10 protein-coding genes and 1 tRNA gene are annotated in these 12929 nt (G+C 68.8%); 7 read left to right on the top strand and 4 right to left on the bottom strand.

Going from position 1 to position 12929, the window contains the following annotated elements; all coding sequences use genetic code 11:
- Nucleotides 1-5: 5 nt before the first annotated feature.
- Complete coding sequence (locus HRV97_RS10415; protein ID WP_174194216.1) at nucleotides 6-2873, top strand: PAS domain-containing hybrid sensor histidine kinase/response regulator; 2868 nt, start codon at nucleotides 6-8, stop codon at nucleotides 2871-2873.
- Between the two features lie 48 nt (nucleotides 2874-2921).
- Here the strand turns inward: HRV97_RS10415 and HRV97_RS10420 are convergent, their stop codons facing one another.
- The 3 genes from HRV97_RS10420 to HRV97_RS10430 all read right to left on the bottom strand — a co-directional run bounded on the left by HRV97_RS10420 (nucleotide 2922) and on the right by HRV97_RS10430 (nucleotide 6149).
- A complete protein-coding gene (locus HRV97_RS10420; RefSeq protein WP_174194217.1) occupies nucleotides 2922-4538 on the bottom strand; it encodes a choline dehydrogenase in 1617 nt (538 codons plus the stop codon).
- Nucleotides 4539-4602: 64 nt separating this feature from the next.
- Nucleotides 4603-5562 carry a zinc-binding dehydrogenase gene (locus HRV97_RS10425; RefSeq protein WP_174194218.1) on the bottom strand — a complete coding sequence of 320 codons (960 nt, stop codon included), beginning with the start codon at nucleotides 5560-5562 and terminating at the stop codon, nucleotides 4603-4605.
- Between the two features lie 2 nt (nucleotides 5563-5564).
- Nucleotides 5565-6149 carry a TetR/AcrR family transcriptional regulator gene (locus tag HRV97_RS10430; protein WP_246248677.1) on the bottom strand — a complete coding sequence of 195 codons (585 nt, stop codon included), beginning with the start codon at nucleotides 6147-6149 and terminating at the stop codon, nucleotides 5565-5567.
- Nucleotides 6150-6229: 80 nt separating this feature from the next.
- On the opposite strand from HRV97_RS10430, the gene HRV97_RS10435 reads away from it, so the two are divergent.
- From HRV97_RS10435 to HRV97_RS10455, 5 genes are all read left to right on the top strand, one after another.
- Nucleotides 6230-7489: an acetyl-CoA C-acetyltransferase gene (locus HRV97_RS10435; protein ID WP_174194219.1), complete on the top strand. Its 1260-nt coding sequence runs from the start codon at nucleotides 6230-6232 to the stop codon at nucleotides 7487-7489.
- Nucleotides 7490-7617: 128 nt separating this feature from the next.
- Nucleotides 7618-8598 carry an RcnB family protein gene (locus HRV97_RS10440; protein ID WP_343044488.1) on the top strand — a complete coding sequence of 327 codons (981 nt, stop codon included), beginning with the start codon at nucleotides 7618-7620 and terminating at the stop codon, nucleotides 8596-8598.
- A gap of 60 nt (nucleotides 8599-8658) precedes the next feature.
- Nucleotides 8659-9345, top strand: a complete 687-nt coding sequence (locus HRV97_RS10445; protein WP_174194220.1) for a prolyl hydroxylase family protein — start codon at nucleotides 8659-8661, stop codon at nucleotides 9343-9345.
- Nucleotides 9346-9399: 54 nt separating this feature from the next.
- Nucleotides 9400-11145: a single-stranded-DNA-specific exonuclease RecJ gene (gene recJ / locus HRV97_RS10450; protein ID WP_174194221.1), complete on the top strand. Its 1746-nt coding sequence runs from the start codon at nucleotides 9400-9402 to the stop codon at nucleotides 11143-11145.
- A 77-nt stretch (nucleotides 11146-11222) separates the two neighbouring features.
- A tRNA-Glu gene (locus tag HRV97_RS10455) sits at nucleotides 11223-11297 on the top strand.
- A gap of 159 nt (nucleotides 11298-11456) precedes the next feature.
- On the opposite strand, the gene HRV97_RS10460 is transcribed toward HRV97_RS10455, so the two are convergent.
- Nucleotides 11457-11810 (bottom strand): DUF6481 family protein, encoded by a 354-nt coding sequence (locus HRV97_RS10460; RefSeq protein ID WP_174194222.1) that lies wholly within the window; start codon nucleotides 11808-11810, stop codon nucleotides 11457-11459.
- A gap of 175 nt (nucleotides 11811-11985) precedes the next feature.
- On the opposite strand from HRV97_RS10460, the gene HRV97_RS10465 reads away from it, so the two are divergent.
- Nucleotides 11986-12657, top strand: a complete 672-nt coding sequence (locus tag HRV97_RS10465; protein WP_174194223.1) for a polyamine aminopropyltransferase — start codon at nucleotides 11986-11988, stop codon at nucleotides 12655-12657.
- The last annotated feature ends 272 nt before the right edge of the window (nucleotides 12658-12929 follow it).

Below are 12929 nucleotides of genomic sequence, written 5' to 3' on the forward strand. Positions count from 1 at the left end.
TTACGATGAACGAGGTTCGCCCCCCGATCTCCCTGTTCGCCGGCACTGCGATGGGCGAACGCATCCGCACGCACGATTGGCGCGGGTCGCCGGTTGGACCGATCGACGGTTGGCCGGCCGAGCTGGTCAACGCGGTCGGGCTGCTGCTGCCCGCCGCGGCGGAGATCGTGCTGTTCTGGGGCGAGGATTACGTCGCATTCTACAACGACGCTTATGCCCCCACGATCGGCAACAAGCATCCCGCCGCACTGGGGCGTCCCGCACGCGAGGCATGGAGCGAGTTGTGGGGCGATCTGAAACCGCTGCTCGATCACGTGCGCACGACCGGTGAGACGTACGCGGCGAAGGACCGGCCCTTCTACATCGAACGCCACGGTTACGGCGAAGAGGTGTTCTTCGACATTTCCTATTCGGCTATTCCCTTGAGCGACGGCGGCGTCGGCGGCGTGCTGTGCATCGTGTCGGAGACGACCGAGCGGGTGCGCGCGGCGCGTGCCGTGGCGGAGGACCGCGCGCGGCTGGCCGAAATGTTCGATGCCGCGCCCAGTTTCATGGCGGTGCTGCGCGAGCCGGGTCACCGGTTCGAGCTCGCCAACGCCTCATACCGCCGAATGCTCGGCGGGCGCGAGGTCGTCGGGCGGACGCTGGCGGAGGCGATGCCTGAGGCGGTCGAGCAAGGCTTCCTCGATCTGCTCGACACCGTGGTGACGACAGGCACGCCGTTCTTCGGGCAGAACCGGACGTTGCGGCTGACGGGCGACAAGGGGCAGGGGACGCACGAGCGACTACTCGATTTCGTCTACCAACCGATCAAGGATGCCCAGGGCGCGGTCACCGGCGTCTTCGTCGAGGGGATCGACGTTACCGAGCGCCACCGCGCCGAGGAAGCGTTGCTGGCGAGCCGCGAATCGCTCGAACTGGCGACCGAAGCGGCGGAGATCGGTACCTGGGACGTCGACATACCGGCGCGGCTGCTCAGTTGCTCGACGCGCGCCAAGACGATTTTCGGCCTGCCGCTCGAGCAACCGGTGACGATCGAGGATTTCTTCGCCAGCGTTCACCCGGACGACCTGGACATGGTGCGCGCCGCACTGGAGGCGGCGACCGATCCGGACCGCCGCGCCAGCTACGACGTCGAATATCGCATCATTCGCCCGGGCACCGGCGAGATACGATGGCTGACCTCAAAGGGGCGGGCGTTCTTCAACGGCGCGGGCGCATGCACCCGCGCGCTCGGCAGCTTGATCGACGTGACCCGGCGCAAGGCAGCGGGCGAGAAGCTGCAGGAAAGCGAGCGGCGTTTCCGCGCGCTGTCGGACAGTTTGCCCGCGCTGGTGTGGATGTCGGACGAGCAGGGCGAGATGGTATTCGCCAACCGCGGGTTCGAGACCATGCTGGGGATCGCGCCCGAGCAGATGCTGCGCGATGGCTGGCCCGCCATCCTATGCGACGCGGACGCGAACGCGTTCAACGCCGCGCGCCCGGCGTTCCTCGAGCATCGCCGATCGCTTGGGCGGGATTTCCTGGTCCGCACTGCTGCGGGCGACTCGCGCTGGATCCACGCTGAGGTGCGTCCGCATCTGGTCGGCGACACGTTCCTGGGTCACGTCGGCTGCGCGATCGACGTGACCGATGCGCATCTCGCGGGCGAGGCACTGGAGGCGCGGGTCGCGGAGCGTTCGGTCGAATTGCGCGAGCAGATCGGTGAGCGCGAGCGCGTGGAGGAAACGCTGCACCAGATGCAGCGGCTGGAGGCGATCGGGCAATTGACCTCGGGCGTAGCGCATGATTTCAACAATCTGCTGACTGTCGTGCTCGGCAACGTCGACGTGATCGCGCGCACCGCGCAGCGCGCCGGGCTCGACGATCGCACGCTCACCCGGCTCGACCACGTCCGCACCGCGGCGCAGCGTGGTGCGACGTTGACCGCGCAATTGCTCGCCTTCTCGCGACGGCAGCATCTGGAAACCCGTACGGTGGACCTGAACGGCCTGGTGTCGGGCATGGGCGCACTGATGCAGAGCACGCTCGGGCGCGCGATCGCGGTGGAGACGACGCTGGCGGACGAGCTGTGGCCCGCGCTGGTCGACCCGACTCAGATCGAGCTGATCATCCTCAACCTCGCGATCAACGCGCGCGACGCGATGCCGGACGGCGGCACGCTGACGGTCGCGACCGCCAACGTGTCGCGCCGGGCGCCGGAACGCGCGGAGGAGCCGCCCGCCGGCGATTACGTCGCGGTGTCGGTGTCGGACACCGGCACCGGCATGAGCGACGAGGTGCTGGCGCGCGCCTTCGAGCCGTTCTTCACCACCAAGGAGGTCGGCAAGGGGTCTGGCCTCGGACTGGCGCAAGTGTTCGGTTTCGCCAAGCAATCGGGCGGCGGCGTCCGGATCGACACCGCGCCGGGCCGCGGCACGACGGTCAGCGTGTTCCTGCCGCGCGGTGCGCCGGTCGAGGCCCCAGTGGCGGAGCAGGCCGCGGTCGTGCCCCCCGACGTCACCGGGCGGACGATCCTGGTGCTTGACGACGAGGATGCGGTGCGCAGCGTCACCGCCGACACGCTGCGCGAGGCCGGCTGCCGCGTGATTGAGGCGGCGGACGGGCAGGGCGCGCTCCAGGCACTGGCGCAATTAGACGCGGTCGATGCGGTAGTCGCCGACTTCGCCATGCCCAGGATGAACGGCGCACAATTCCGCGTCCTCGCGCAGCGTCAACGGCCCGGACTACCGATCCTGTTCGTAACCGGTTACGCCGACCTGAACGCCATTCGTGACGTGCCGGACGAGCGCGTGATCCGCAAACCGTTCACGCGCGAGGAATTGGTGTCACGGCTGCACGCTATTTGCGAGCAATCCCGACCGCCGCGATGAGAAGGGGGCCGGTCTCACCCGGCCGGCGGCCCCTGCACCCCGCCCCCTTCAGGCCGCCAGGGCAGTCTCGCGCCGGCGGATCAGGTCGACCGCCTTTTCCGCGATCATGATCGTCGGCGCGTTGGTGTTCGACCCCACCAAGGTCGGCATCACCGAGGCGTCGATCACGCGCAGCCGATCGATCCCGCGCACGCGAAGGTCGCCGCCGACCACCGCCATCGCGTCACCATCCGCGCCCATCTTGCATGTGCCAACCGGGTGGTAGATCGTCTCGGCGGTGGCGCGGACCCAGGCGTCGATCTCTTCGTCGCTGCGCACAGACGCGCCGGGATAGATCTCGTCGGCGCGGTAGGGGTCGAGCGCGTGCTGGCTCGCCACGTCGCGACCGATGTGCACGCATTCCCGCATGACGCGGCGGTCCTCCGGCGCGGCGAGGTAGTTGGCGAAGATGATGGGATCGGCGGTCGGATCGGGCGAGGCGAGCGTGATGCGGCCGCGGCTTTCGGGGCGGAGTTGACACAGGTGGAGCGAGAAGCCGTCCTGCTTCACCTGCGTGCGGCCGTGGTCGCGCATGATCGCGAGCACGCCGTGGATCTGCACGTCGGGACGCTCCAGCCCCTCGCGCGAGCGTAGGAACGCACCCGATTCGAGGAATTGCTGCCGCCCCAGGCCTTGCCCGCGCAGCATGTAATTGACGCCGGTCTTGAGCATCGCGAGCCCACGCGTCGCCGAATAGCCGGTGACCAGTCCCTTGGTCGTCCAGTTCATGATGACGTCGAGATGGTCCTGCATGTTGGCGCCGACGCCGGGCAGGTCGTGGACCGGCGTGACGCCAACCTCGCGCAACGCAGCGGCGTCGCCGATGCCCGACAGCTGGAGGATATGTGGCGACTGCACCGCGCCCGCCGCGAGCAATGCCTCGCCTAAAACCTCGACGCGCGCGCGCTCGGTGCCGCGGAGATATTCGACCGCCACCGCGCGTCCGCGCTCGACGACGATGCGCGTGGTGCGTGCGCCGGTGATGACGGTCAGGTTCGGGCGCGACATCGCCGGGCGCAGATAAGCGGCGGCGGCGGACCAGCGCTGCCCGTTGCTGATCGTCAGGTCGTAGCGACCGAAGCCTTCCTGTTCGGCGCCGTTGAAATCGTCGGTGACGGGATAGCCGGCCTGTCGCCCCGCCTCGATCAGTGCGTCGTGGAACGGGCTGTCGCTCTCGCCCGCCGAGACATGCAGTGGACCGTCATGACCGTGAAGCCCGTCGCTCGGCCCACGGTGATGCCCTTCGAGCCGGCGAAAATAGGGTAGCACATCGTCCCAGCCCCAGCCGGTCAGTCCCATCTGCCGCCAGTCGTCGTAATCGCGCTGGTGCCCGCGCATGTAGATCATGCCGTTGATCGCCGACGATCCGCCGAGCCCGCGCCCACGCGGCCACCACAGGCGGCGATTGTTCAGTTGGGGCTCCGGCTCGGTCCAGAAGCCCCAATTGTGCTTGCCCTTGTCCTTGATCAGATTGCCGACGCCTGCGGGCATCCTAACGAGCAGTTCCTTGTTCGCGCCGCCCGCCTCCAACAGGCAGACGCTCGCCGCCGGGTCCTCGCTCAACCGCGCGGCGAGCGTGCAGCCGGCCGAGCCGCCGCCGATGATGACGTAATCGTATCCGGGCATCTGCTTCCTCTCCTTGGTTGGCGTGCCCCGCTCATGCGGCGGAGTCGCGCCTCGTTCGTTTAGTTCATGGCACCAGCACCAGCTTGCCGACCAGCCGGCTATCGCGCATCGCCTCGAAGGCGTCGCGCCAGCGGCCGAGCGGGATCTCTTGGTCGACGCGCGGGGTCAGGTGACCTTGCTCCGCCAGCCGCCAGATCGCGTCGACATTCTCGCGACCCTTGTGGGGAAAGCGCCGGCCGTATTCGCCCGCGCGTACGCCGATCACCGAAAAGCCCTTGATAAGCGGCATGTTGGTAGAGACGTCCGCGATCCGGCCCGAGGTGAAGCCGACGACGAGCAACCGTCCGCCGAACGCGACGCAGCGGACCGACTCGTCGAACACGTCGCCGCCGACAGGATCGACGATCACATCCGCGCCGCCGCCGGTGATCTCCTTCACCCGCTCGCGGAAGCCCGGTACGGTCAGCGTCGCCTCGGTCGGCAGATCGCGCGCGAGCAGGTCGAGCTTGGCCCGGTCGCGCCCCGTTGCGATCACGCGTGCGCCGAGCGCGCGGGCGAGGTCGACCGTCGCCCAGCCCACCCCGCCGGTCGCGCCGTGAACAAGCACCCACTCGCCCGCCTCGACGCGCGCGAGCCGCACCAGCGCGACATAGGCCGTGAGGTACACCGCGCCGACGCAGGCTGCCTGGGCAAAGGAGAGACAGTCGGGCTTGCGCCTGACCGCGCCCGCGTCGACCGCGACAAGTTCGGCGAAGCCGCCCAGCCGCGTGCCTGCGACCACTGCCTCACCGGGCGCAAAGCCGTCACCCGACACGACCTCGCCGGCAACCTCCATCCCTGGCATGAACGGCAGCGGCGGTTTTAGCTGATAGTCGCCACGCGTCATCAGCAGGTCGGGATAGTTGAGCGCAGCGGCGCGGACGCGGATCAGCACCTGACCGGCACGCGGCGCAGGGACGGGCACCTCGGCGAGCGCGGTACCCGACAGATCGGGCGAGAGCGCAGAGACGACCAGCGCCTTCACGGTCAGGCCGGCCGCGCGACCATGATGTCGAGCAGCGAGTCGAACAGCGACGCCATGTTAAGATGTGGGGCGTGCACCTTGCTCAGCCCGAGCGTGATCAGGCCGTAGGCGCGGATCTCCGCTTCCTCGCGCGTGAAGCCAACCGCGATCAGGCAGCGCGCCAGAAAGTCGAGCATCAGCATGTCGTGCCGCTCGACCGCGGTGCGCGCGCGCGGGTCGCTCTCCGCCCAGGCGCGCATCGCGATCGCCAGGCGCGACGAGCCGCGGCGACGCACCGTCTGGCCGAGCAGGCGAATACGCTCGATCGGATCGGGCGTCGCGCGTTCGAGTGCGTCGATCAGGTCGCTCACCTGATCCTCGGCGAAATAGCGCGCGAGTTGTCCCTGATAATCGTCGAAGTCGCGGAAGTGATGGTAGAAGCTGCCGGTCGAGACGCGCAGCTCCTCGGCGAGCGGCCGCAGTTTCAGCGCGCGAAGACCGCCGCGGCGCAGCAACGACTGCCCCGCTTCCAGCCATGCCGCGGGCGTCAGGTCGGGCGTGCGCGCACTCGCGGGCTTGCGGGCGGGGCGATCCACGACGCTTGACATGTCAGCTACCATAACGAAGGTTATGCCGGAAAAGCGCGGCGGTAAAGGGCCGCGTGCCGACAATCAGGAGAGTGGATCGCATGGCCGAGGCTTATATCATCGATGCCGTCCGGACGCCGCGCGGGATTGGCAAGCAGGGTAAAGGCGCGCTCGCGCACATGCACCCGCAGCATCTCGCCGCCACGGTGCTGAAAGCGATCAAGGAGCGCAACGGCATCGACACGGCGGAGGTCGACGACATCATCTGGTCGACCTCGACGCAGCGCGGGGCGCAGGGCGGTGACTTGGGCCGGATGGCCGCGCTTGACGCGGGATATGACGTGAAGGCGTCGGGGACGACGCTCGACCGTTTCTGCGGCGGCGGCATCACCGCAGTGAACTTCGCCGCGGCGCAGATCATGTCTGGCATGGAAGACCTGGTGATCGCGGGCGGCACCGAGATGATGAGCCTGACCGCGGCAATGGGGCAGGAGGACATGGCAGCGGGCAAGCCGATGCTCGGCATGGGATCGGGCAATCAGCGGCTCAACCTCAGCCATCCGCAATCGCACCAGGGCGTGTGCGGCGACGCCATTGCGAGCATGGAAGGGATCGACCGCGAGGCGCTCGACGCGCTGGGGCTCGAGTCGCAGCGCCGCGCGAAGGTCGCGATGGACGAGGGGCGGTTCGATCGCTCGGTCGTGCCGGTGACCGACGACGATGGCAATGTCGTCCTCGACCGCGACGAGTTCCCGCGTCCGCAGACGACCGCGGAAGGGCTTGCAGCGCTCAAACCCTCGTTCGCGGCGATGGCGGACATGCCGTACAACAAGGATGGCGACACGTTTCGCAAGCAGATCAACCGGCGCTATCCCGATCTCGACATCCAGCATTTCCACCATGCCGGGAACTCCTCGGGTGTGGTCGACGGCGCGGCGGCGGTGCTGTTAGCGTCGAAGGATTACGCCGAGAAGCATGGGCTGAAGCCGCGTGCGAAGATCGTGGCGATGGCGAACGTCGGCGACGATCCCACGCTGATGCTCAACGCGCCGGTGCCGGCCGCCAAGAAGGTACTGGCGAAGGCGGGGCTCACCAAGGACGACATCGACCTGTGGGAGATCAACGAGGCGTTCGCAGTAGTAGCGGAGAAGTTCATCCGCGACCTCGAACTCGACCGTGAGAAGGTCAACGTCAACGGCGGCTCGATCGCGCTCGGCCATCCGATCGGCGCGACCGGTGCGATCCTGATCGGGACGATCGTCGACGAGCTCGAGCGGCAGGAGAAGCGCTACGGCCTCGTCACGATGTGCGCGGCGGGCGGCATGGCACCCGCGGTCATCGTGGAGCGCGTCGCCGGCTAAACCGGTGCGCCGCGCGTCCAAGCTTTCACGTTGCTGACTGCGCAGTTCAGCAAAGGTTCGCTGCGGACCTTCTACGCCGATACTCGTCAACGGTGCGATCGGCGTGCCGACAGGGTGAGGTACCAGCGGTGCAGAAGACCAAGTCGTTCGTGGCCGGGCTGCTCGCCGCCGCCGCGAGTGTTCTGCCAGGCATGGCGCTGGCGCAGGAAGTCGGGCTGCGCGACGCGATGCGCGCCCGCATGCAGGCGCGGATCGAGGCGGAGCAGCGCGGCGAGCCGCGCCCGGATCGCGCTCGCGTCGATCGCGCAGCCGATAATGGCGCGTGGCAGCGACGCGAACGAGCCGAGCCGCAGCAGCGCGGCGAGTGGCACCGTGCCGATCGCCCGACCCACGGCGGCGACTCGCGACCCGATCCAAGCGAACGGAGTTCCGACCGCCGCGAAGGCGCGCGCGGCCAGCGTCCCGACTGGCGCGGTGACGATCGCCAAGTGAGGCCGGATCGACCCACGAACACCGATCAGCCGCGCGCCGACCGAGACGGGCGTCCGCGCGCGGGGCGGGATGACCGCGGATCCGAGAATGCCCGAGCCGGAGACCGCCGCGGGCGTGAATGGCAAGGGCGTGATCGATCTGGGCGCGACCGGGCCGGACGTGACTGGCGCGGGCGCGACGGGGCATCGTGGCGCTACCAGCAGGGGCGCGACGAGCGTGCGTGGTACGATCGCTCCGACTTCGACGAGCGGCGCGACTGGAACTGGCGCTCCGACGACGCGCGGCAATGGGCGCGCGGTCGTGGCGGATGGGACCGCGATTGGCGGCAGGATCGCCGCTACGACTGGGCGAGCTATCGCACCGGCCACCGCGGCGCGTTCCGACTGCCGCGCTATTATGCGCCTTACGGCTGGAACGGCGGTTATCGCCGCTTCGGCGTCGGCGCGCGGCTGTCGAGCGTGCTGTTCGCGCAAAGCTACTGGATCGACGATCCATTCGCCTATCGCCTGCCTGAACCCTACGGCCCGTATCGCTGGGTGCGCTACTACAATGACGCGGTTCTGGTCGACGTCGATAGCGGCGAGATCGTCGACGTGGTGCACGACCTGTTCTGGTGAGCGGCCCGGCCGGCGGCGGACGAGCTTGCCTCATCCGCTACACCTTGCAAGGGTGAGGACATGGCGATCACCAGCGTTCCTCCCGGTCAACCCTCCGCAGCGCGCGCCGCGATCGGCCAGTCGGTCGCCGCGCGGCTCGACGCCGACCCGCGCATGACGCGGCTGCCGAGCGAGACGATCCAGGCGTATCGATCGTTCGACTTCCTCGACGGCGCGACGTGCGATCACCTGATCGCGCTGATCGAGCGTCGCCGTCGGCCCTCGACGTTGCTGTCGGACAACGGGCAGGGCGCCAATCGCACCAGCGAGAGCTGCGACATGGACCGCAACGCCTCCGACATCCGCGCGATCGACGAGCGGATCGCGAGCGCGCTCGGGCTCGACCCCGCGCACGGCGAGACGATGCAGGGGCAGCGTTACGCACCCGGCCAGCATTTCCGCACGCACCATGATTATTTCCACGAAGGCGAGAGCTACTGGCCGCAGATGCGAGCGAGCGGCGGGCAGCGCACCTGGACCGCGATGATCTACCTGAACGACGTGGAGGAGGGCGGTGCGACCTGGTTCCCGCAGGGCGGGGTGCGCGCGTCGCCGCGGCGCGGCATGCTGCTGACGTGGAACAACATGGAAGCAGACGGTCGCCCCAACACGCGCACGCTGCACGAGGGGATGCCGGTGGTGGAGGGTGTCAAGTACATCGTCACCAAGTGGTTCCGCGAGCATCCTTGGGTGATGCGACAGGCTTGAGGGGAGCGCGTGCGGGCGCGTGACCCCCGCGCCAGTTTCGGCTAAGTATCGTTAATGCGGAATGTTTTGGACATCGATCGCTCGATCCTCGGGCAAGCATGGCGCTGGCGCGCGCTCGCCGACGATCAGCGATCCGGCATGGTGCCCGACGATCTCATCACGCAGATCCTCTTGTCGCGCGGCTGCCCGCGCGAGGCGCTCGATGATCATCGAGCGCCGTCGATCCGCAGCTTCATGCCCGATCCCTCGATCTTTCTCGACATGGACAAGGGTGCCGCACGGCTCGCCGACGCGGTCGAGCGCGGTGAGAAGATCGCGATCTTCGGCGATTACGACGTCGACGGGGCGACCTCCTCGGCGCTGCTCACGCTGCTGCTGCGCGCGCTGGGGCGCGAGGCGCGCGTCTATATTCCCGATCGTTTGAGCGAGGGCTATGGCCCCAACGCCGCGGCGATGCGGCTGCTGGCGGACGAAGGCGCGACGCTGATCCTCACGGTCGACTGCGGCGCGCAGGCGTTCGAGGCGCTGGCCGATGTGCCCGTCGACGTGCTGGTGGTCGACCACCACAAATGCGCCACCGAACTGCCGCGTGCGCACGCGGTGGTGAACCCCAACCGGCTCGACGAGACCGATGGCGCGGCACACGGGCATCTGGCGGCGGTCGGCGTTTGTTTCCTGCTCGCCGCCGCGACGGTGCGCGTGCTTCGGACCCGCGGCTATTTCGCGGCCCGCACCGAGCCGAAGCTGCTTGAGCTGCTCGACCTCGTGGCGCTCGGCACCGTCGCCGATGTTGCGCAACTGCGTGGGCTCAATCGCGCCTTCGTGGCGCAGGGACTGAAGGTGATGGCCGCGCGGCGCAACCCCGGTATCGCCGCGCTGATCGAGGCATCGCGGCTGACGCGCGCGCCGACCGCGACCGATTTAGGCTTCGCGCTGGGCCCGCGGATCAACGCGGGCGGGCGCGTCGGGCTCGCCGACTTGGGCGTGCGGTTGCTCACCACGCAGGACGCCGGCGAGGCGCGCGCGATCGCCGCCGAGCTCGACCGCCTGAACGGGGAACGCCGCGCGATCGAGGCGATCGTGCAGGAGGGCGCGGAAGCCAGCATCGTCGCCGATCGTTCGATCGTGCTGGTCGCGGGGCAGGGGTGGCACCCCGGCGTGATCGGCATCGTCGCCGGGCGGTTGAAGGAGAAGCTCGGGCGGCCCGCGATCGTCATCGCGCTCGACGAGCACGGCGTCGGCAAAGGCTCGGGCCGCTCGATCACCGGCGTCGATCTCGGCGCCGCGATCCTGTCGGCGAAGGAGCATGGGCTGCTCGTTGCCGGTGGCGGCCACGCGATGGCGGCGGGGCTGACGGTCGCAGGTGACCAAATCGACGCGCTCGCCGCCTTTCTCGACGAGCGGCTCGCCGAGGCGGTGGCGCAGGCGACCGCGAACCGCGCGCTGCTGGTCGACACGGTGCTGGCGCCTGGCGGCGTCACGCCCGACCTGGTCCAGGCGCTGGAGGCAGGGGGGCCGTACGGCACCGGTTGGCCGAGCCCACGCGTGGCGGTCGGGCCGGTGCGCACGATCAAGGTCGACGTCGTCGGCAACGGCCACGTCCGTGCGATCGTCGCGGGCGACGACGGGCGCAGCATCAAGGCGATGGCGTTCCGCGCCGCCGACACGCCGCTTGGCCAAGCGCTGCTCGCCGCTGGACCGACGCGGCGACTGTGGCTGGCGGGGCGTGCCAAGCTCGACGACTGGGGCAGTCGTCCCGCCGCGGAATTACACCTCGACGATGCCGCCTGGGCGAACTGAGCCGATGAAATACTCGATCGCCGCACGCGGGGCTTGACCGGCCGACGCTTTTGTCGCAATGCGCCGCCTCGCCTGACGGCCCCTTCGTCTAGCGGTTAGGACGCGGCCCTTTCACGGCTGAAGCACGGGTTCGATTCCCGTAGGGGTCACCATCGCCGCCATTGGTGCGGTCCGGGTGGGTTTACGCAAACGTGTAGTGACGGGGTAACCAGCAGGCGTAAGCGTCTGCGGTTTGGAAGTCGCACGAGCAATCGGTCGCGACCACCAGCGTCGGCGCGGATGGCCGTGCGCGCGGGCACGGCCACCGATCGTCAGCGCTTGAGCCGTGCCTTGCGTGCGGCGTAGCGAGCGTCGCGCGCGGCCTTCATCTCGGCCTCGGTTGGCACCTTGCGCATCTTCTGCTTGGCTTCCTCGGCCAAACGCGCTTCCTCGGCGGCTGCCTCTCGCGCCGCCTTCTTCTCGGCAATCGCCTGCTCGCGCGCCGCCTTCTTCTCGGCGCTGACGCGTGCCTGCTCGGCCGCGCGCTCCTCGGCGATCTTGCGCTGTTCGGCCAGCACCGCCTCGTCGACCGGCGGCTTGGCGCGCAGCTTCGCGATCGCGGCCTCCTTGGCCTTGGCGGCGAGCGCGGCGCGCTCCTGAAAACCCTGTTCCTTGAACGCAGCCATGTAGCTCGATAATTTCCCGATTGTTGGTGAACGTGCCGGCGCGCGAACCGCGCTCAGACACGGTCCATATAGCGCGCCCGCGTCATTTTGCCAAAAGATTGCGGGCCTGGTGGTCGCCAAGCCGCGCGGGCAGGCGTAACGCGCGACCTTTCCACTGACGGTTCGGGCAGGCATCATGGTTCCCAGGGAGTTGATCGGCACCGCGCGCGTGCCCGGCGGCGAGGATTTGCGGCTGTTCCGCCGCGGCGCCGATTTCATGATCGTGCTTGATCGCAACGAGTTGATGAACAGCCGGATGAGCGGATCGGAGGAAGCGCTCGCCACCATGACGATCGAGCGGTTGCAGGGGCGGGCGGCACCCCGACTGCTGATCGGCGGCTACGGCATGGGGTTTACGCTGCGCGCGGCCCTCGCCGTTCTGTCCGACGATGCGAGGGTGACGGTGGCTGAACTGGTTCCGGAAATCATCGCCTGGGCGCAAGGACCGATGGCCGCGCTGACCGCCGGATGCCTCGACGACCCGCGCGTCGCCGTGATGCAGATCGACGTGGCCGACATGATCGCCGAAGGGCCGGGCGAGTATGACGCGATCCTGCTCGACGTCGACAATGGCCCGGACGGACTGGTGCGCGCCGCCAACAACCGGCTCTACGGCATGCGTGGGCTGCACACCGCGCGCGAGGCGTTGCGGTCGGGCGGAGTGCTGGCGGTGTGGTCGGCCGCGCCAGACGCGGCATTCGCGCGGCGTCTGTCGGTCGCGGGCTTCGCGGTCGAAGAGCGCACCGTACGCGCGCGCAGCAACGGCAAGGGCGCCAATCACACGATCTGGTTCGCCACCGCGCCGTGATGCTCAGGCGAGCGCTCCCTGGGCTCCGGTGTCGGTGCGGCCATCGGCCTTGCTGCTCGCTTACGCAACGGGTGCGTCGCCGGCGGGATTGCGCCAGAGCAGGCTGTCACCGCGCGCCTGGCTGCTGACGTAGTAAGTGCGATGCGCGCAGGGGGCAACGCGCCTAAGCGAAGGCAGATACGCGCGGCGTCGTCAGTAGCCGTTAGGTTAGAACATCGCGCTAGAGCTTAGTCGGCATGAAAAAGAGCCAACGTACACTGGGGCAGCAGCGA

Source organism: Sphingomonas hominis (assembly GCF_013328205.1).
GTDB classification, from domain to species: domain Bacteria; phylum Pseudomonadota; class Alphaproteobacteria; order Sphingomonadales; family Sphingomonadaceae; genus Sphingomonas; species Sphingomonas hominis.